The sequence below is a fragment of the Parendozoicomonas haliclonae genome, from assembly GCF_900174585.1.
Lineage (GTDB): Bacteria > Pseudomonadota > Gammaproteobacteria > Pseudomonadales > Endozoicomonadaceae > Sansalvadorimonas > Sansalvadorimonas haliclonae.
Genome location: NZ_FWPT01000004.1, coordinates 203664 through 224921 on the forward strand (window position 1 = coordinate 203664; position 21258 = coordinate 224921).

Annotated in this window: 15 protein-coding genes; 11 read left to right on the plus strand and 4 right to left on the minus strand. The window is 50.9% G+C overall.

Going from position 1 to position 21258, the window contains the following annotated elements:
- The first annotated feature begins 177 nt into the window (after window positions 1-177).
- The 9 genes from glnE (at window position 178) to EHSB41UT_RS10120 (ending at window position 12588) form a co-directional block, all read left to right on the plus strand.
- Window positions 178-3117: a bifunctional [glutamate--ammonia ligase]-adenylyl-L-tyrosine phosphorylase/[glutamate--ammonia-ligase] adenylyltransferase gene (glnE, locus tag EHSB41UT_RS10080; protein WP_087109361.1), complete on the plus strand. Its 2940-nt coding sequence runs from the start codon at window positions 178-180 to the stop codon at window positions 3115-3117.
- A 279-nt stretch (window positions 3118-3396) separates the two neighbouring features.
- Window positions 3397-4323 carry a branched-chain amino acid transaminase gene (locus EHSB41UT_RS10085; protein WP_087109363.1) on the plus strand — a complete coding sequence of 309 codons (927 nt, stop codon included), beginning with the start codon at window positions 3397-3399 and terminating at the stop codon, window positions 4321-4323.
- A gap of 200 nt (window positions 4324-4523) precedes the next feature.
- The gene (gene waaF, locus EHSB41UT_RS10090; RefSeq protein WP_087109365.1) at window positions 4524-5585 is read left to right on the plus strand and encodes a lipopolysaccharide heptosyltransferase II; all 1062 of its coding nucleotides are present in this window, start codon (window positions 4524-4526) and stop codon (window positions 5583-5585) included.
- Entirely contained in the window at window positions 5582-6643 is a 1062-nt protein-coding gene (waaC, locus tag EHSB41UT_RS10095) for a lipopolysaccharide heptosyltransferase I (protein ID WP_087109367.1), read from the plus strand. The genes waaF and waaC overlap by 4 nt, the downstream gene beginning before the upstream one ends.
- Window positions 6640-7785 (plus strand): glycosyltransferase family 4 protein, encoded by a 1146-nt coding sequence (locus EHSB41UT_RS10100; protein ID WP_087109369.1) that lies wholly within the window; start codon window positions 6640-6642, stop codon window positions 7783-7785. The genes waaC and EHSB41UT_RS10100 overlap by 4 nt, the downstream gene beginning before the upstream one ends.
- Window positions 7782-8618, plus strand: coding sequence for a lipopolysaccharide core heptose(I) kinase RfaP (rfaP, locus tag EHSB41UT_RS10105; protein WP_207626615.1), 837 nt, complete (start codon window positions 7782-7784; stop codon window positions 8616-8618). Before EHSB41UT_RS10100 ends, rfaP begins: the two co-directional genes overlap by 4 nt.
- Window positions 8618-9388, plus strand: a complete 771-nt coding sequence (locus tag EHSB41UT_RS10110) for a lipopolysaccharide kinase InaA family protein (protein WP_087109371.1) — start codon at window positions 8618-8620, stop codon at window positions 9386-9388. Before rfaP ends, EHSB41UT_RS10110 begins: the two co-directional genes overlap by 1 nt.
- Window positions 9385-10836, plus strand: a complete 1452-nt coding sequence (locus tag EHSB41UT_RS10115; RefSeq protein ID WP_087109373.1) for a lipopolysaccharide kinase InaA family protein — start codon at window positions 9385-9387, stop codon at window positions 10834-10836. Before EHSB41UT_RS10110 ends, EHSB41UT_RS10115 begins: the two co-directional genes overlap by 4 nt.
- A gap of 9 nt (window positions 10837-10845) precedes the next feature.
- Window positions 10846-12588 (plus strand): carbamoyltransferase family protein, encoded by a 1743-nt coding sequence (locus tag EHSB41UT_RS10120; protein WP_087109375.1) that lies wholly within the window; start codon window positions 10846-10848, stop codon window positions 12586-12588.
- A gap of 70 nt (window positions 12589-12658) precedes the next feature.
- On the opposite strand, the gene argH is transcribed toward EHSB41UT_RS10120, so the two are convergent.
- Entirely contained in the window at window positions 12659-14011 is a 1353-nt protein-coding gene (gene argH, locus EHSB41UT_RS10125) for an argininosuccinate lyase (protein WP_087109377.1), read from the minus strand.
- 189 nt (window positions 14012-14200) lie between these two features.
- Here argH and EHSB41UT_RS10130 point away from each other — a divergent pair, with 189 nt between their 5' ends.
- Both EHSB41UT_RS10130 and EHSB41UT_RS10135 read left to right on the plus strand, forming a co-directional pair.
- A complete protein-coding gene (locus tag EHSB41UT_RS10130; protein WP_207626616.1) occupies window positions 14201-15205 on the plus strand; it encodes a sensor histidine kinase in 1005 nt (334 codons plus the stop codon).
- A 43-nt stretch (window positions 15206-15248) separates the two neighbouring features.
- Window positions 15249-15986: a LytR/AlgR family response regulator transcription factor gene (locus EHSB41UT_RS10135; protein ID WP_087109381.1), complete on the plus strand. Its 738-nt coding sequence runs from the start codon at window positions 15249-15251 to the stop codon at window positions 15984-15986.
- Window positions 15987-16041: 55 nt separating this feature from the next.
- On the opposite strand, the gene EHSB41UT_RS10140 is transcribed toward EHSB41UT_RS10135, so the two are convergent.
- The 3 genes from EHSB41UT_RS10140 to EHSB41UT_RS10150 all read right to left on the minus strand — a co-directional run bounded on the left by EHSB41UT_RS10140 (window position 16042) and on the right by EHSB41UT_RS10150 (window position 20855).
- A complete protein-coding gene (locus EHSB41UT_RS10140) occupies window positions 16042-17556 on the minus strand; it encodes a SpoVR family protein (RefSeq protein ID WP_087109383.1) in 1515 nt (504 codons plus the stop codon).
- Window positions 17553-18839, minus strand: a complete 1287-nt coding sequence (locus EHSB41UT_RS10145; protein ID WP_087109385.1) for a YeaH/YhbH family protein — start codon at window positions 18837-18839, stop codon at window positions 17553-17555. The genes EHSB41UT_RS10140 and EHSB41UT_RS10145 overlap by 4 nt, the downstream gene beginning before the upstream one ends.
- Before the next feature lie 93 nt (window positions 18840-18932).
- The gene (locus EHSB41UT_RS10150; protein ID WP_087109386.1) at window positions 18933-20855 is read right to left on the minus strand and encodes a PrkA family serine protein kinase; all 1923 of its coding nucleotides are present in this window, start codon (window positions 20853-20855) and stop codon (window positions 18933-18935) included.
- Window positions 20856-21258 lie beyond the last annotated feature (403 nt).

Sequence of the window (21258 nt, forward strand, 5' to 3'; positions counted from 1 at the left end):
ACACCCACCCAAACTCTGTAGTTTTGCTACACAAAGTTACATAAACAAACATGATGAAGCGTTTCTGCCTACTTAGTATTTAAACACCTCCCTTTATGTATGAACTAAGCAGGGTCTTTCTGTAAAATTGTCTTTATCCTGTCTCCCACCCAACAAAAAACAAGGGCCGTTCAGGTTATGGCAGCAAAGATTCCTGATCCTATCCGCTCTCTCCAGCAACAACGCCTTCAGTCGTTTAATGAGCTGCTTGTCAGTATGGAACTGGCACAGACTCTCTGGACGACAGAGATCCAGCAGCAATTCCAGACCTGCTGGACGGGAAGCGACTTCGTTTGGGATATCTGCCGAAAAAGCCCGGAGCTTGTTCTTGAGCTGATAGATGAAGGCATTCTCTTCCGTGCCTTCACCACTGAGATTTCCCAGGCTCTCTCACAGGCCCTCAGCATCTGCTCAACAGAAGCAGAGCTAATGACAGCCTTGCGCAAATTCCGGCAGAAGCATCAGCTGAGGATTATTTTTCGGGATCTCAATCGCCTGGCCCCAATGACAGAGACAACAGCTGACGTCTCGGCCATGGCGGATGCCTGTATAAAGCTGTCGTGTGACTGGCTCTACGACGACTGCTGCCAGCAAATGGGAACGCCCTATGGCGCGCAGCTGGGTGATGAACCAACACCCCAGAAAATGATTGTGCTGGGAATGGGCAAGCTGGGTGCCCATGAACTTAACCTGTCGTCCGATATCGATCTTATCTTTTGCTATCCCTACAAAGGGGAAACTCAGGGTGCACCAAGAACACTGACCAATCAGGAGTTCTTTATTCGCCTGGGGCAACGGCTGATCAAGGTACTGGACAGCAATACCGCCGATGGCTTTGTTTTCCGTGTTGATATGCGTCTGCGTCCCTACGGGCAGAGCGGGGCACTCGTCCTCAGCAGTACGGCAATGGAACAGTATTACCAGGATCAGGGAAGGGATTGGGAACGATACGCGCTGATCAAGGCCCGCTGGATTGCCGGTGAACCACAACCAGCCCAACAGCTGATGGAGGTTCTGCGCCCGTTTGTATACCGCCGCTATATCGATTTCGGGGCGATCGCCGCACTGCGAGATATGAAGCAGATGATCAAGCGGGAAGTCGCTCGCAAAAGCCTGCACAACAATATCAAGCTGGGCCACGGCGGCATTCGTGAAATTGAGTTTATTGTCCAAAGCTTCCAGTTAATCCACGGTGGCCGCGACAAACAGCTTCAGAACCGCTCACTGTTAAGTAACCTTGGTCATCTTGAAGCCAATGGCTACTTGCCTGCTGTTGTCTGTCAGGAGCTTAGAGAAGCCAATACCTTTCTCCGTAATACCGAGCACGCCTTGCAGGCAATGTCGGACAAGCAGACCCAGACCCTCCCCAACAATCCAGAGGAACAGCTAAGGCTGGCCTGGGTTATGGGTTTCGAGAGCTGGGAACTATTTCTTGAGCAGCTCAACTCTCATCGTGAAAAAGTGGAAACCCACTTCAATGCGATTGTTTCGGAGGACGATGATGAAGCCCCTGAGCAAGACGCTTCCGATACCGACTGGCAAGCGTTCTGGGGCCGGCAGATGGAATTGCCCGAGGAAGAAATATCACTGCTGGAACGACTCGGTTTCAAACAAACATCCGAGATTCACAGAAAGCTTATTAATCTGCGTGACGGAAAAATTTTAAAGACCGTACGCCGGCAAAGTGCTGATCGCATCAATCAGTTTATGCCGTTGTTGATCAAAAATGTTCTGCAGGACGAAAATCCGGATCAGGCTCTTATACGACTACTCACGATTGTCGAATCAGTTCTGCGCAGAACGGCCTATCTGGTGTTACTGATGGAGAACCATGCGGCCCTTAAGCATCTGGTTTCTCTCTGCTCACTCAGCCCATGGATTACAGAACAGATTGCCCGACACCCGGCACTGCTGGATGAATTCCTCAACATCAATAATCTTTATGCTCCACCGAAAAAGACAGAGCTTGAAGATGAGTTAAGACAACAGCTTGCTCATATCCCGGAAGATGATCTGGAAATGCAGATGGAGTCTCTGCGTTACTTCCGCATGGCTCACATTCTGAAGGTGGCGGCCGCACAGGTTGCCGGCAAGATGCCATTGATGAAAGAGAGCGATTATCTGACCTGGACGGCAGAAACCATTCTGTCTTCCGTTCTGGATATCTCCCGCCGTCAGCTTACCAGCCGCCATGGCCATCCGGGGAAAGACGATACCGGTGAACCTAGCTTCCTGATTGTGGGCTACGGCAAACTTGGAGGTATTGAACTCGGCCCAGGCTCCGATCTGGATCTGGTCTTTATTCATAATGGCAACTCCAACCAGATGACGGATGGAGAACGCAGCATTGATAACGGGATGTTCTTTACCCGTTTGGGCCAACGCATTGTTCATATGCTGTCGACCAATACAATTTCCGGTCAGCTCTATGAAGTGGATATGCGACTGCGGCCGTCTGGCAATTCAGGCCTTCTGGTGTCATCACTGAATGCCTTCGAGAAGTACCAGCACAACGAAGCATGGACCTGGGAACATCAGGCTCTGGTGCGTGCCCGGTGCATCAGTGGCGACCCTGCACTGATCAAGGCTTTTGAACAGGTTCGTGAAACGGTTCTGAGCATTGAACGAGATAACACCAGCCTGCAAAAAGATATTCGCGAGATGCGCCATAAAATGGCGACCAATCTCGGAACCAAGTCAACAAAAGGTGGAACACTGCCTGCGGCTTGGACAGAGCAAGATGAGTTTCATATCAAACACGATCATGGCGGCATCGTCGATATTGAGTTTATTGTTCAGTATGCGGTTCTGGCCTGGTCACATAAACATCCTGTTCTGACCCGGTGGACTGACAACATTCGGATTCTGGAAGATCTGGAAACTGAAAAGCTGCTTTCCATCGAGGATGTTGCAACCCTGACGGAAGCTTATAAGACCTACCGTCAAACACTGCATCGTCATTCCATGCAGAAGAAAGGAAGCTCGGTCAGCGGTGATCAGCTGCATGAGCATAGAACGAAGGTTATAACGATCTGGAACCAGTTACTGAAAGATTCTGTTCCATTACCTGCCTCTTGAAAATGAATCACGATCTGGCAAGGGAATATGGTGCAATCTTTCTGTGTAGTGCAATAATAGGGGGCAGTAGCCATAAGCTGCTGGGTTGTTGATAGTTTTTTCATCTATAACACATCTTTGCCCGAACACACTCTGGCAGGTCTATCAACCAACCAGCCTGTTTCTTTACAGGCCGAGTGATCTTGTGAATCGAACCCGATACAGAGAGCGCTCGGAGATAAGAATGTGATAACGAATAAAACAGCAAAAGAAGAAACACAGAGATAGACAGGAGAAGCTATGTCTTTCGCCGATCGTGATGGTGTTATCTGGTTAGATGGCGAACTGATTCCTTGGCGCGAAGCCCAGACCCATGTGCTGACTCACACGCTCCACTACGGCATGGGTGTTTTTGAAGGCGTGCGCGCATATGAAACAGACAATGGCGCCCAGATTTTCCGACTGCAGGAACACACTGATCGTCTGTTCCGCAGTGCCCATATTCTGGGCATGAAAATTCCTTTTACCAAAGAACAGATTAACGAAGCCCAGAAACAGGTCGTTCGTGAGAACAATCTGTCCTCCGCCTATCTGCGCCCCATGTGCTTTTACGGTTCCGAAGGCATGGGTCTGCGGGCAGACAACCTGAAAGTTCACTGCATGGTAGCCGCCTGGGAGTGGCCATCCTACATGGCGCCAGAAGCCAAAGAGCAGGGCATCAAGATTCGCACCTCCTCCTACACCCGCCACCATGTGAATATCACCATGTGTAAGGCGAAGGCCAACGGCAACTACATGAACTCCATGCTGGCCCTGCGGGAAGCGCTGGATAGCGGTTGCGAAGAAGCTTTGCTGCTGGATAACGAAGGTTATGTAGCGGAAGGCAGCGGCGAGAATATCTTTATCCTGAAAGACGATGGCATTCTCTATACCCCGGAGCTGACTTCCTGTCTGGAAGGTATCACCCGTGACACCATCTTCCGCTTCGCCAGCGAGCTGGGTATTGAAGTCCGTGAGAAGCGCATCACCCGTGATGAGGTATATGTGGCCGAAGAAGCGTTCTTTACCGGTACCGCCGCAGAAGTTCTGCCCATTCGCGAACACGATGGTCGCATTATCGGTTCCGGCAAGCGTGGCCCAGTGACAGCCAAGATGCAGTCCATGTACTTTGATCAGGTTTCCGGCAAGCGGGAACAGTGGCCAGAGTGGCTGTCGCCGGTGAAATAATAAGGGTTTCACTAATAAAAATTCGGCATTCAGCACACGTTCTTCCTGTTTCAGGGGGAACGTCGCTCATTAAAGAGGCGTATAATAATCGCCTCTTTTTCGTTTTGGCCTGAGCAACACTCTGATCTGGTCTGAAAAACACAGATAATAGGCCAAACAACCGCGGGTAGCTTAGCCCGAAAAACAGTTAAGGGAGCCAAGTGAAGTATCTGATTGTCGGCCCATCTTGGGTTGGGGACATGGTCATGGCCCAGACCCTGTTTATTGAAATCAAAAAGCAGGATCCGGAGGCTGTCATTGATGTGCTGGCACCGGCCTGGAGCGCCCCCTTGCTTGCCAGAATGCCGGAGGTTCGCCGTGGGCTGGATATGCCCCTCGGCCATGGCAAGCTGGAACTGGGTATGCGTCGCACCCTCGGCAAGTCCCTTATCAGCGAAGGTTATGATCAGGCCATCGTTCTGCCTAACTCCCTGAAATCGGCTCTGGTTCCCTTCTGGGCTGATATTCCCAAACGCACTGGCTGGAAGGGGGAGATGCGCTATGGCCTTCTCAACGATATTCGTTCACTGAATAAAGAACACTATCCGCTGATGATCGAGCGGTTTATCGCTTTGGCTCATCCGAAGAACAGCGCGCTGCCTTCACCGCTCCCAAGCCCGGCACTGATTGCCGACACTGAGAACCGTGACGCGGCACGTAACAAGTTTAACCTGACGGCCAGCAAACCCATTCTGGCCCTCTGCCCGGGTGCAGAGTTTGGCCCTGCCAAGCGCTGGCCGGAACGCCACTATGCGGCTGTTGCCGAGAAGAAACTTGCTGAAGGCTGGCAGGTCTGGCTGTTTGGCTCAGAAAAAGATCGGCCGGGTAACGATGATATTGCCGGGCAACTCTCTACAGAGCATGCCGATTCAGTACACAATCTTGCCGGCAAAACCTCTCTGGCGGAAGCCATAGATCTCTTGTCCTGCGCCGATGCCGTGGTCAGCAACGACTCTGGACTGATGCATATAGCCGCAGCGCTAGGTCGCAACCTTGTGGTGGTTTATGGCTCAACATCGCCTGGTTTTACCCCACCACTGAACGACAATCACCGCATTCTTCGTTTAGGTCTGGATTGCAGCCCCTGCTTTAAACGGGAATGTCCGCTGGGCCACCTGAACTGCCTGAACCAGCTGGAACCTCAGTTGGCTCTGGATGCACTGGAGGAGCTGACCGGCTCAAATGTCAGCCTGCAGCTGTCACAAAAGGATGTTGAAGAATGAGCCAGTGGCAGAATAAAGCACCACGGGTGCTGATCGTCAAAACCAGCTCACTGGGCGATGTCATCCATACTCTGCCAGCGCTCACTGATGCCGCCAAAGCGATTCCAGGCATCACCTTTGACTGGATTGTGGAAGAGAGCTTCTCAGAAATTCCGTCCTGGCATCCAAACGTCACCAATATTATTCCTGTGGCCATACGACGCTGGCGCAAGAGTATTTTCAAAACTCTACGCAGCGGGGAGTGGTCAGAGTTTCGCAGTCGTTTAAAGCAAAGCGATTACGATCTGGTCATCGATGCTCAGGGTTTGCTGAAAAGCGCCATCCTGACTAAGGGTCTGAAAGCACCTGTTTACGGGCTGGATAAAGACTCTGCCAGAGAACCGCTGGCGGCTCGCTTTTATTCCCATCCTCAGGCTATTGCCAAAGGACAGCATGCCGTTGAACGGGTTCGTCAACTGTTTGCCAAAGCCTTGGGGTATGAACTCCCGGCGGGTAAAGGCCACTTTGCACTGGAAGCAGAACTGTTTGCCGATGCACGTAACCTGCGGCCACCGTGCTCTTATCTTGTGTTTGTTCATGGCACGACATGGGACGATAAACACTGGCCGGAAAGCTATTGGATAGAACTGGCAAAAAAAGCGACCAAGGCTGGCTATGTCGTTTGTCTGCCCTGGGGTAACGACAAAGAGAAGGCGAGAGCAGAACGTATCGCTGCAGAGAACTCCCGCGTTCTGGTTCTGCCTAAGCTCAACCTGCGGGAGGTTGCGTCTGTACTGGCCGGCGCAACCAAGGTTGTGGCGGTCGATACCGGACTGGGACATCTCACTGCAGCATTGGAAGTTCCAGCTGTCTCATTGTATGGCCCAACCAGTCCGGTTCTCGTTGGCGCTTATGGCGATAATCAGCAGCACCTGACACTGGATGACTGCGACCCGACCATCAGTGCACCAGGAATCACTCCCGCTATTTTTGCACCTATAACACCTGATATCGTTTGGAATGCACTGGCGCTTGAATCAGTCGCTGACAACACGGAACAGGAAAAGAGTGTTGAATGAAGTTTGCGTTTATTCTCTATAAATACTTCCCCTTTGGCGGGCTACAGCGCGACTTTCTGCGTATAGCCAAAGCCTGTCAGGATATGGGACATACCATTGTTGTTTACACCATGGGCTGGGATGGTGAGTGTCCGGAAGGCTTTGAGATTCACACCCACAAGCCATCCGCCATGAGTGCCCCGAAGCGTAACACCCGCTTTCAACATTGGGTTCAGCAACAGATTGAAGCGAATCCTGTCGATATCGTCGTTGGCTTTAATAAGATGCCGGGGTTGGATGTTTACTATGCGGCAGATACTTGCTTTGAACACAAGGCACGCCATCTGCGGAAAAGCTGGTACAAGTACACGCCACGCTACCGACACTTTTCCTTTAACGAAGATGCTGTTTTTAACGCCAACAACCATACAGTTTCATTGCTAATCTCAGCCAATGAGAAGGTGTTGTTCCAGAAGTATTACCAGACACAGGAAGAACGCCTTCACCTGCTGCCACCAGGCATATCCCGTGACCGTCGCCGCCCGGAAAACGCTGATGAGATTCGTGCAGAGTTTCGTACCGAATTTGGCATCAAAGACGACGAGCATCTGGTACTGATGGTTGGCTCCGGTTTTAAAACCAAGGGCGTTGACCGTGCACTGCAGGCACTGAAAGGGCTGTCTCTAGCTGTACGCGCCAAAACCAAACTGTTTATTGTGGGACAGGATGATCCGCGCCTGTTCCGGGCACAGGCACAAAGCCTCGGAATCAACAGTCAGGTGACATTCTTCAGCGGTCGGGATGATATACCCCGTTTCCTGGTTGGCGCCGATATGCTGATTCATCCGGCTTACAACGAAAACACAGGCACCGTTCTTCTGGAGGCGCTTGTAGCAGGTCTTCCGGTTCTGTGTACCGAAGTGTGTGGCTACGCCCATTACATAACTGATGCTCAGGCCGGCGATGTGGTACCGTCTCCTTTTCACCAGGAAGACCTGAATCGTCGTCTTGAAACCATGCTGACGTCCAATAATCAGAAGCAGTGGCAGGCTAATGCTCTGTCGTTTGCTGATACCGCAGATATTTACAGCATGCCGGAACGGGCAGCCGCCATTATCGAGCAAACCGCCGAATCCCTTACACAGTCCGGAGTAACACGTTGAGCAGCACTTCTCCTGAACTGTACCTGCGGGAAGACTTCCAGAAAGCCTGGGCGGGTTCTGATCCCTTTGAAAAGGTGGAGCAGCTGGATGGAGAAGTATTCCGTCAGCTGGAAGCCCGTAAAACCCTGCGTTTTGAACAGGATGACAAAAGCTTCTTTGTCAAAATCCACCGGGGTGTGGGCTGGTATGAAATCATTGAAAACCTGATCCGCCTACGCAAACCAGTTCTGGGGGCGGAGAACGAATATCTGGCTATCAAGAAGCTCGAACAACTGGGCGTGGATACCATGACAGCTGTCGCCTATGGCAACAAGGGTAGTAACCCGGCCAAGCAACAGTCGTTTATCGTGACGGAAGATCTGATCAACACCATCAGCCTTGAGGATTTCTGCCATCGCTGGCAGCGGCATCCTCCGTCCTTCCGCCTGAAGAAGAACCTGATTACCAAACTGGCAGAAGTCAGTCGTTTACTGCACCAGAATGGCGTAAACCACCGAGATTACTATATCTGTCATTTCCTGCTGGCGATCCCTGATGGTGTTGAAAATGTTGACCCGGATAACTTCAAGGTTTCCCTGATCGATCTGCACCGCACCCAGATTCGAGCCAAAACTCCGGAGCGGTGGGTACGCAAGGACATTGCCGGTCTCTACTTCTCTGCGCTGGAAGCCAACTTTGGACTAAGCCGTAACGACATCTACCGCTTTATTCGCGTTTACACCGGCCTGCCTCTTCGACAGGCGTTCAAAGACTACCACTGGCTTTGGAAAGGTCTGGAGGAAAAGGCTCAGAAGCTGCTCGACCGTATGCAGCGGAAGTTGGGAGCCCAGTAATGCTCAGCTTGATAAAAAGAATTCGCTGGACGGTAAAACCAGCCTGGCGCGGAACTGCCATCGGTGAAACCTTTGCCACTCTGGAGAATGTGTTCGCCTTGCCAATGACGGAAGGTGCCGTCACCCAGGACTCTGAAAGTGTCGTGTTTCGCTTTCAACAGGATGGAAACACTTTTTATGTGAAGCGTTTCCACGGCACCAAAGGCTTGCGCAGCTGGCTGGGACAAAGCCGCCTGCGTGGTGAATGGAATAACCTGAAACTCTTTGCCGAACTGGGTATTCCTGCCGCCAAACTCGCGGCTTACGGCGAAGAACGTATTCTGACCCGTGCCGGACGCGGTGCACTGATTACCGAAGCGCTGGAAAACACCGAAGATTTGGCACGCCTTGCGTATCACAAGGACGCTCGTCTTAAAGACCCTCAATGGATTAAAGCGGTGCTGGCACAGGTTGCCGACTACGCCCGCAAAATGCATGACTACCGTTTTGCCCATAACGACTTCAAGTGGCGCAATATTCTGGTTGATGACAACCTGACCGAACCAAAGGTTTACTTGATCGATTGCCCGACCGGGCAACGCTGGTTTGGTCCGTTCCTGAAGTATCGCATCATCAAGGACCTTGCCTGCCTGGATAAGCTCGGCAAATATAATTTATCCAGAACCCAGCGCCTGCGCTTCTTTAAAATGTATCGGGGCAAAGACCAGCTTGATGCCAGTGACAAAGAGATGATCCGCCGTATCGTTAGCTTTTTTGAGGGGCGGGAATGAATCCTGTGACTATGACGACCCTCGACTCTGCCACACTGCAATCCCTGACAGAAGCGCCTAAAACACCGTTCCAGCTGGCAACGGAAGAAGGCTCTCTGGAGTGTCTGGATGTTTTGCGCTTTCTGCCCGGAAAGCGACTGGTTCTTCGTGCCCGTTTTGGTGGCGAAGTGGTTATCGCCAAGTGCTTTTTTGGCTCTATGGCTAACCGGGATATGAAGCGAGAACTGCGTGGCATTGAAGGCTTTGTTCGGGCAGAAGTTCCAACACCTGAACTGATTGGCAGCAGTGCAAACCAGCATTTCCATCTGGTTTTAACACGGGAACTCTCTCCCGTTATCAGTTTTGATACTTTCTGGTCTGGTCAGCTTTCTGATGATGAACGTCGCACCTGGCTGGAAAAAATCAGCGGGATTATCGGCGCACTTCATAACGTTGGTGTGCAGCAGAAAGATATCCATCTCGATAATTTGTTGCTGCAAGACGATGAGATTTATCTGATTGATGGTGGCGGCGCCGAAGTTGTAAACAATGCCCTGCCACCCAAAGAGGCCGTGGAGAATCTGGCGCTGTTTCAGGCGGTTCTATTCCCCCGTTATGACCGTTTTATTGAAAACGTCTGGAATGCTTATTGTGAAGCCGCACCGGAGCTGGCTGATGGCACTAGCCTCGAAAGCTTCTCCCTGCTGGTACAACAGCAACGAAAATGGCGGGAACGGTTTGTTCAGAAAGCCCTGAGAAACTGCACCCAATTCCGGGTGGAGAAGAGCTGGACTCACTTCCTCTCAGTCGAGAGAAGTCTTGATACACCGGCTCTGCTGGAGGTGCTGGCTGATCCTGAGCAAGCCATGGCGGCTGGCAAGGTTATCAAGCAGGGCCGTACCAACACTCTGGTTGTTGTTGAACTTAGCAACGGTGAGAAGGTTCTGATCAAGCGCTTTAAAAGCACCAAAGGTTTTCTGCATCAATCACTGCGCATGCTGCGAGCGTCCCGGGCGCGCGGCTGCTGGCTGAATGGCTTTCTGTTACAGATGCTTGGCGTCCGCACACCACAGCCTTATGCGATGCTTGAAAAGCGTTTTGGCCCTCTGACAACCTGCAGCTACATCATTAACAGTTACCAGCCTGCACCGAATGCCTATGACTGGTTTGCCCAGTCGCCACTGCCGGATGGCTATCATCCAGTTGCTAATGAAATTGGTAATATACTGACGACACTGCAACGGTCACTGGTTTATCATGGTGACCTGAAGGGTAATAACTTTCTGGTTCAGGATGGTTCAGCGTCATTAATTGACCTCGACTCCATGACATCCTACAAAAACCCTTCTAAATTCAAGCGCGCGAATCAGCAGGATATTAATCGATTCGCTCGGAACTGGACTGACTTGCCGCTCGCGGCAGAAGTGTTTAGCCCAATCATTAATAAATTGAAAAACGATCGGGATTAATAAGTTTCAATGGTCATTCTTGGTTTGTCTGGGGCGATCAGTCACGACCCCTCTGCAGCTCTGTATATCGATGGCAAGCTGGTAGCTGCCATCGAGGAAGAACGCATTATTCGCGACAAGCACGCGAAAGGAAAAATGCCTCTTGAGTCCACAAAGTTCGTGCTGGAGCAGGCGGGAATCAAACCCAAGGATGTCGACATTGTTGCTGTGCCAATGGCACCTATCAGTCTTTCATCCGGGGCACGCTGGCACTATGCCAAACGCTACTGGTATGCGCCGGATCGTGCCCTTGATGCACTCCTGAACGGTAACCGCCGTTATCGTCGTTACGTGAAAAATATTCGTTCCATGCTCGAAAGCCTTGGCTTTGAGTGGGGACAGTTTGAATTTGAGCCGGTCGAACATCACCTCGCCCATGCTTCCAGCACTTATCATCTGAGTGGCTTCAAAGAGAAGACCGCCATTATGGGCGTTGATGGTAAGGGCGAATATGCGACCACGTTCTTCGGTTATGGCGAGAACGGCAAGATTCACAAGATCAAAGAGTTTTACGATCCGGATTCTTTAGGCGGACTGTATGGTGCTATCACCGAGTATCTCGGCTTCGATATGCTCGATGGCGAATACAAGGTTATGGGTATGGCGCCTTATGGCGATGCCAGTAAATACGACCTCAGCCGTTTGATCGAATTTGATGGTAAAGACTTTCAGATTAATACCAAGCTGGCCAACGTCATCGGTTTGCGTCGTTACAAAGAAGGCAAGAAAGGCTTCTTCTTCACACCGGAACTGGTGAAGTGGCTCGGACCTCGCCGCAAAGGTGATGTCGCCGATGATCCTTATATTCATTACGCGGCATCTATTCAGGCGATCTTTGAAGAAGTCACTCTTGGTCTGATGGATCACTACCTTGGCGATATCATCAAAGAAACCGGGAAGATTGCCTTCGCTGGCGGCGGCGCCCTGAACGTTAAGCTCAACCAAAAAATTATTGCCCGCCCGGAGGTCAAAGAGCTCTTTGTTCAGCCAGCCTCTGGAGACTCCGGTACCGCAATTGGTGCAGCTTCCTATGTCGCCAATATGCGCGGCCAGGAAGTTGAGCCTATGCGCCATGTCTATCTTGGCCCTTCCTTTACCAATGAGCAGGTGGTTGAAGCCTGTGAGCAGCACCCGGACAAGCCCAAGTTCAAAACCATTTCCGATGTTCCCCAGAATATCGCCAGGGTCCTTCATGAAGGTAATCCTGTCGCCTGGTTCCAGGGACGCATGGAGTTTGGTCCTCGGGCCTTGGGTGGACGAAGCATTGTTGGCTGCCCGAACCATCCAGGAATTGCTGATCGTATCAATGAACAGATCAAGTTCCGTGAACGCTGGCGTCCATTCTGTCCAAGCATGCTCTCACGCACTGCCAAAGAAATGTTCAAGGTCGATCATCCGGCTCCTTTCATGACTTTCACTTTTGAGGTTAAGGATGAGTGGAAGACGCGTGTTCCAGAAGTCGTTCATGAGGATGGTACATCCCGAGCGCAGGCTCTTGAGCCGGGTTTGAATGATCGTTACTACGCGCTGATGGAAGAGATGGAGAAGCTGACCGGCAATGGCGTGGTGTTGAACACCTCGCTGAATCGTCGTGGTGAACCTGTTGTTTGCACACCAACTGATGCGTTGAATATGTTCTTTGGCTCGGACCTTCAGTATCTGATTATGGAAGATGTTCTGGTGGTGAAAGAAGACTTCCCTGAGTTTGTCTGATTATTTAGCCAATCCAGATAAGTAAAAGGAGGCACATGCCTCCTTTTACTTGCGTTCAATAAAGCATTATTCAGGCTTTCTCACCCGTTCCGCCAATATGGGCACGGGCAGCAATACAACCTTCCAAAGACAGGGCATCCTGCACACCATCTTCGATCACATCAGAAAACTGCTTGAGTTCATCCAGAGACATCTCGGACAAATCCTTACCACTATTCAGACCATAAGCCACGGCCTTGCCAACAATCTCATGGGCTTCACGGAAGGCTACGCCTTTTTTCACCAGATAGTCGGCAAGGTCTGTGGCTGTTGCGAAACCCTTTTTGGTTGCCGCACGCATATTCTCAGGCTTGGAACGAATATGCGGCACCATATCGGCAAAGGCACGCAGGCAATCCTTAACCGTATCGACGGTATCAAACAGCGGCTCTTTGTCTTCCTGATTATCTTTGTTGTAAGCCAGCGGCTGGCCTTTCATCAGCGTCAACAGACTGACCAGATGACCGTTCACCCGACCGGTTTTGCCACGCACCAGTTCTGGCACATCCGGGTTTTTCTTTTGTGGCATGATGGAAGAACCAGTGCAGAAACGGTCTGGCATCTCAATAAAGTCAAACTGCTGGGACGTCCACAGCACCAGCTCTTCTGACATTCGGGACAGGTGGGTCAGAATCAGGGCCGATGCAGAACAGAACTCGATAGCAAAGTCCCGATCACTCACAGCATCCAGCGAGTTTGCGGTTGGTGCATCAAAACCAAGTTCCCGGGCAGTAAACTCACGATCAATCGGAAAGGTCGTTCCTGCCAAAGCTGCTGAACCGAGTGGGCTTTGATTCATACGTTTGCGACAGTCTTCCATGCGGCCGGAATCCCGTACCAGCATTTCACGCCATGCACGCAGATGATGACCAAAGGTAATCGGCTGGGCGACTTGAAGGTGAGTAAAACCAGGCATAATGGTTTTGCATTCTTTATCAGCCAGCTCTTCAAGGCCACTTTGCAGTCTGTTCAGCTCTGACAGAATCAGATCAATCTCATCCCGCAGCCAGAGACGAATATCTGTTGCCACCTGATCGTTGCGAGAACGGCCGGTATGAAGCTTCTTTCCGGCAATACCAATCTTGTCGGTCAATCGTGCTTCGATATTCATATGAATATCTTCGAGGGCAATCGACCACTCGAACTCACCGCGCTCAATTTCCTGCTCTATCTCTGCCAGACCATTCAGAATGCTATCCAACTCTTCTGTAGTCAGGATGCCGGCTTTATTGAGCATTTTGGCATGAGCTTTTGAGCCCATAATATCGTGATGATAAAGACGCTTGTCGAAATCAATCGAGGCTGTAAAGCGAGCAACAAACTCATCAACAGGCTCACTGAAACGTCCGCCCCATTGCTGGTTGGTCTTGTCTTTATCACTCATACCTGTGCCCGCCGGAGTTGTTTTGTTTTTCACGATTATACATACGGCATCATTCCTTCGCTGCCGTAATCAGGGTATAACAGGTTGATAAATTCTAATTACACATGAGCAAAACTGAGCATGAAGCTTACGAGCGAAAAAACGGATGATTTTTTCCTCCCGAACTTTTGTTCGTCGCGCGCAGTGTTTTTGCTGGTAATTGTTGCCGAGCTGTTTGTGCTCGTTCTTGTTCTAGCCTGGACCGGCGCAGGTGTATTTGACTGGAACCGGCTGGCTTTAACCTCACTGTTCGTTCAATGGATTGTGCTGTCCAGTGCGGCGGTTATCTGTACCCTAAGACCTCTTCTTTATAAAGCCGGTACCGCAACGGCAGCCATTGCCAGTCTGGCCGTCACACTCTCCATGACTTCACTGTTTACGCTGTTATCGAGCTGGGTGCTTGGTAATCTGGATTCAGGAATTCAGGAACCCAATTTCTGGCAAGGCCCCTGGGGCAATCTGCTGCGTAATAACCTGATCGCTCTAATTATCAGCACAATCGTACTGCGCTACTTCTATTTGCAGAACGAGCTTTCCCGGCAACAGCAGGCAGAACTGAACTCCCGTATTCAATCTCTACAGTCTCGTATTCAGCCGCACTTTCTGTTTAACAGCATGAATACCATTGCCAGCCTGATTGCTACCCGACCGGAGGTAGCAGAGCAGGTTGTGGAAGATTTATCCGATCTGTTTCGCGCCAGCCTCGATAAAGCTTCCATTCTTATTTCTGTCGATGAAGAGCTGGAACTGGCTCGCCAGTATATGAATATTGAGTCCCTTCGCTTTGGGGAACGGATTGAGACGGTTTGGGATCTTCCGAGCCTACCTATCGAAGCCAATATTCCCAGACTCTGTCTGCAACCGGTGCTTGAAAATGCTGTTTACCACGGTATCCAGCCGGTTCCCGAGGGCGGAACGATAACCATAACCGTCAAGCAGGAGGATGAGTCTATTGAGTTTGTCGTCTGCAATACCTTACCTGAGTCTGCGAACACAGAAACCAGCGAAAAAGGTAACCAGATTGCCCAAAAGAATATCGCCGACAGACTGAACGCCATCTATGGCGAGGATGCCTATTTGCAAACCAGTACCTTCCAGCGAGAGGGAAGGAGATGGTATAAGACAGTTATTCACTGCCCGCTCAAACAGCCATAAGCGGATACATAACACCAAGCTGCCAAAGAGCACCAACAATAATATGAAAGTGCTGATTTGTGATGATGAACCTTTAGCCCGGGAACGTACACGCGTGATGCTGGAGCGCATTGATGGCGTAACGCCATTGGATGCGGAAGCGGGTGATGGAGCGAGAGCGCTAGAGTTGATTGAGCAGTTTTCTCCCGATGCTGTATTACTGGATATTCGCATGCCGGGTATGGATGGGCTTGAGTGTGCCAACCGCATTGCCCAAATGGATACACCGCCGGCCGTGATTTTCTGTACAGCCTATAACGATCATGCACTGGAAGCCTTCAAGGCGCAGGCGATTGATTATCTGCTGAAGCCTATACGACAGAACAATCTTGAAGACGCCCTGCTGCGCACCCAAAAGCTGACCCAGTCACAGCTCACAGCTCTTCACGCCAAACAGGCAGAAGACGACTCCAGCTCCCACATCTCAGCACGGACACATAAAGGCATCGAGCTGATTCCAGTGGACGATATCACTATGTTTCAGGCTGACCAGAAGTATGTCACTGTCTGCTACAACAAGGGTGAAGTTCTGATAGATGAGCCACTGAAAAGCCTTCAAGAGCGGCTAGGCGAATCCTTTGTTCGGATTCATCGCAATGCCCTGGTTTCACATCGTGCCATACAGGCCATGCAGAAAAACGACCAGGGTTCCTACGAGCTGCGCCTGAAAAATCTGGATGAACCGGTCACAGTCAGCCGTCGCCATGTGTCGGCCGTTAAGCGACTACTTTCTCAGCGATAAATAAAAAGGCCGGAGAGATCCGGCCTAATCAGAGAGAGATCATTAGAGTATCAGATCAATGGTTTGCACCCTCCTCCGCTGTTTCATCAGGCCGAAATGTTTCAATCACAATATCATCACTGACGGATTCGAGTTTCACCTCAAAGCCCCATAACCGCTCGATATGCCCCATGATTTCTCTGGCGCTGTTCTTATCCAGCGGGCAGTTGTTGTGGCGGTAATGACGCAACGTTAACGAACGGTCTCCTCGGGTATCCACGCTATACACCTGAATATTCGGTTCGATATTGCCGATATTGTACTGAGCCGCCAGATTTTGCCGCAGCTGCCGGTAGCCTTCGTCATTATGAATTGCGCCCACTTCCAGAAAGTCATTCTTCTCATCATTACTGATGGTGAAGAAACGCATATCCCGCATCACCTTGGGGGACATGTACTGCAGGATAAAGCTCTCATCCTTGAAATTACGCATGGCGTGATCAAGAACAGGCACCCAGTTGTCGCATCCGGCAAAGTCCGGGAACCAACGCTCATCTTCTTCCGTTGGCGCCATACAGATACGCTTAATATCGGTGAAGATGTTGTAACCCAGCGTATAAGGGTTGATGCCGCTGTAACGTGGATCATCAAACTCCGGCTGGAACACGACATTGGTATGGGACTGCAGGAACTCCAGCATAGTGCCATCGTTGATCTTGCCGCGATTGTGCAGTTCGTTCATCAACGTGTAATGCCAGAAGGTTGCCCAGCCCTCGTTCATCACCTTGGTCTGGCGCTGTGGATAGAAGTACTGCGCCAGCTTCCGAACGATGCGAATCAACTCACGCTGCCAGGTTTCCAGCAGTGGCGCATTCTTCTCGATAAAGTAGAGAATGTTCTCTTCCGGATCTTTCGGGAAACGGTCGACTGCTTTTTTCTCTTTGCGGAACTTCAGCGGAATCGTGGTCCAGATATCATTCAGCGTGCGCTGAATATACTCTTCCCGATCCTTCTGGCGGTCGCGTTCTTCTTCGGCAGAAATTGGCACCGGACGTTTGTAGCGGTTGACGCCCTGACTCTGTAGAGAATGAGCGGCATCCAGTACTTCCTCAACCGCATCAATACCGTACTTCTCTTCACATTGAGCAATGTAGTTCTTGGCGAACAGCAGATAGTCGATGATCGAATCCGCGTCCGTCCATTCCCTGAACAGGTAATTGCCCTTAAAGAAGGAGTTATGACCATAACAGGCGTGGGCAATCACCAGCGTCTGCATAGTCATACTGTTCTCTTCCATCAGGTAAGAGATACAGGGGTTGGAGTTGATAACAATCTCGTAGGCCAGCCCCATATGCCCGCGCTGGTAACTGCCCTGGCTGGACAGGAACTGCTTGCCAAACGACCAGTGGTTATACATCAGCGGCATGCCGACCGACGCATAAGCATCCAGCATCTGCTCGGAGTTAATCACCTCAATCTGGTTGGGGTAGATATCCAGCCCATATTCTTCAGCGATCAGGGCGATCTCTTTATCAATGGTCTCGATCAGCTCGAAGTTCCACTCCGAGCCGGTGAAGATGGGTGCACTCATGCTGACACCTCCTTCTTCTCAAACAACTCCCTGAACACGGGATAGATATCCGCCGGCGTCTGAATATGCGCCATGGCGAAGTAGTTCTCGAAACGGTCTTCCAGAGCCTTGTATTCGTACCAGAGGTTCTGGTGATTGCGCTCGGTAATCTCTACATAGGCAAAGTAAGAGACCATCGGCATCAGGCTTTCAGAGATTATCTGCGAGCATTTCGGCGTATCGGATTCCCAGTTATCACCGTCCGATGCCTGGGCGATATAAATGTTGTAATCCTTGGGGTTATAACGCTCTTCGATCACATCGCGGGTCAGCGCCAGCGCAGATGACACAACCGTTCCGCCAGTTTCACGGGCATAGAAGAAGTCGTGTTCATCACACTCTTTCGCTTCCGCATGGTGACGGATAAAGACGACTTCCACCTTCTCGTAGTTCCGTTGCAGGAACATGTAGAGCAGAAAGAAGAAACGCTTGGCCATCTCCTTGATCGCCCGGGTCATGGAGCCAGAGACGTCCATCACACAGAACATCACTGCGTTACTGGACGGCATGGGTACCTTGATCATGTTGTTGAACTTGAGATCAAAGTCATCGATAAACGGCAGCTTTTTGATCTTCTCATTCAGCTCACGGATACGAGCTTTGATCTCTTCAGCACGCTGCAGATCCGTATCTTCAGGGCTGACTTCCATCTCCCGCAGTTCGCGTTTCAGGGCACGAATCTCTTTCCGTTCCTTACCAGACAATGCGATCCGGCGAGCATGGGCGCCCCGCAGGGAACGAACAATATTCAGACGATCCGGTGAACCGGCATTGGTAAAGCCGCCACGACGATAGGCATACTCTGTCGTCGCCTTCAGCTCCTTGCGCACCATGTTGGGCAATTCAAGATCGTCGAACAGGTATTCCAGAAACTCATCGCGATTGATCTGGAAAACAAAATCATCAACGCCTTCACCACTGTCGGAGGCGTCTCCTTCACCGGAGCCCTGGCCGGCTTTGCCACCTTTGGGCTTTGGAAACCGGTCACCGGAAATAAACTCTTTGTTACCCGGATGGGTACGCTCCATCACACCGCCTTCACCATGATGGAAGAACGGCTCGGAGAGCGTTTTTTTGGAAATTTTAATTTCTTCGCCGCTGTCCACATCGGTGATACTGCGGCGGTTCACCGCGTCGTTTACAGCTTTGCGGATCTGGGTACGGTAGCGGCGCATAAAGCGTTCCCGGTTAACCGTACTCTTGCCTTTACTGTTACGACGGCGGTCTATGACTATGCTGCTCATAAACGCCTCCAGTTTTGTGTCTGGCCAGCTTTTCTGGGCGGAGAGCAGCCTGAGAGCGTCAGGCTGCCACCGCAATACACATCACTGTTGCGCTTACTGGGACTTGCGAACCCGGATGTACCATTCGCACAGCAGACGAACCTGCTTCTCGGTGTAACCGTGCTTCATCATCCGCTCCACAAAGTCGTGGTGCTTCTTCTTCTCCTCCTTACTGGATTTGGTGTTGAAGCTGATAACCGGCAGCAGGTCTTCGGTATTGGAGAACATCTTCTTCTCAATCACCGCCCGCATCTTTTCATAGCTCAACCAGCTTGGGTTGCGGCCTTCGTTGCTGGCCCGTGCCCGCAGCACAAAGTTGACCACTTCATTACGGAAGTCTTTCGGATTGGCGATACCGGCCGGCTTCTCGATCTTCTCCAGTTCATCGTTCAGGGTTGAACGATCAAGGATGTGACCGGTGTCCGGATCGCGGTATTCCTGATCCTGAATCCAGAAGTCCGCATAGGTGATGTAACGGTCAAAGATGTTCTGGCCGTACTCGGAGTAGGACTCCAGGTAAGCGGTCTGGATCTCTTTACCCAAGAACTCGACATACTTGGGTGCCAGATACTCTTTGATGTTCCGCATGTAGCGGTCCTGAATCTCCTGCTGGAACTGCTGCTGTTCAATCTCACGTTCAAGGACGTACAACAGGTGTACAGGGTTGGCTGCCACTTCAGCCGGATCAAAGTTGAAGACCTTTGACAGGGTCTTGAACGCGAAACGGGTAGACAGACCTTCCATACCTTCATCAACACCGGCCGCGTCCTTGTACTCCTGCAGAGACTTGGCGTGCGGATCGGTATCCTTCAGGTTTTCACCATCGTAAATACGCATCTTGGAGTATGGGTTGGAGTTTTCCGGCTCCTTGATACGGGACAGCGTAGTGAACTGGGCCAGCATCCGCAGGGTATCCGGCGCGCAAGGCGCTTTCTTGAGCGAGCTGTGTTCCAGCAGTTTTTCGTAGATATGAATCTCTTCACTGACACGTGTGCAGTAAGGCACCTTAACGATATTCACACGGTCAATGAACGCTTCGTTGGTCTTGTTGTTACGGAAAGTCTGCCATTCGGACTCGTTGGAGTGCGCCAGCAGGATGCCTTCAAATGGGATCGCGCCGAGACCTTCCGTACTGTTGTAGTTACCTTCCTGCGTAGCGGTCAGTAACGGGTGTAATACCTTGATGGGCGCCTTGAACATCTCGACGAATTCCATGAGGCCCTGATTGGCACGACACAAGGCTCCGGAGAAGCTGTAAGCGTCTGGATCGTCCTGTGAATATTCTTCAAGTTGTCGTATATCGACCTTGCCCACGAGGCTGGAAATATCCTGGTTGTTTTCATCGCCTGGCTCCGTTTTGGCTACTGCAATCTGGTTAAGGATGCTCGGATAGAGCTTCACAACACGGAACTTGGAAATGTCACCGCCGTACTCATGCAACCGTTTCACCGCCCACGGTGACATGATGTGCCGCATGTAACGCTTGGGAATACCATACTCTTCGGTGAGGATGTCGCCATCTTCAGCCACATCAAAGAGGCCAAGAGGGGATTCAAAAACCGGTGATCCCTTGATCGCATAGAATGGAATCTTCTGCATCAACGCCTTGAGACGTTCTGCCAGGGAAGATTTACCGCCGCCCACAGGACCCAGTAAATACAGAATCTGTTTCTTCTCTTCCAACCCTTGGGATGCATGGCGGAAATACGACACGATCTGCTCAATCGCTTCTTCCATGCCATAGAATTCACTGAACGCAGGGTAACGCTTGATAATCTTGTTGGAGAAGATGCGGCTCAGACGAGGATCACGAGAGGTATCAACCATTTCCGGTTCACCAATCGCCATCAGCATACGTTCTGCAGCTGTCGCATAAACAGTAGGATCTTGCTTACACAGGTCGAGGTATTCCTGAAGACTCATCTCTTCCTGTTGAGTGGAGTCGTAGCGGCTCTGATAATGCTGAAACAAGGACATAAAACCACCTTTATCGTTATTGATCTCTCAGGTTCTGACAGGGTCTTCATCCTCGAAGGGGGTGTTCTTCGTATTATTCTCCTATGTCCCTCAGCCACCCTTTCAGACCATTTGCTCACAGACAGAATGCTGCGGGCTTGCAAGTCTGAACATGGCAGGCAGTTGTTTTTTTTATTTCGGCAATGCCCTATCCAGATACGTGTATATCCACATTACGACGATCAAAATGAAATAAACAGACTGTTTTACTCAGATTTTTTATGCGATAGTGGTTGGGATAGATAAGAACAAAAACTCTCTTTTCCTGTAGTTAATATCGGGCTTATTTCTGTGCCTGAAAATCCCATACCAGCTCTCTGAATCCTGACCTCAACATAAGCAAAAACCCCTACCACCTTTGATC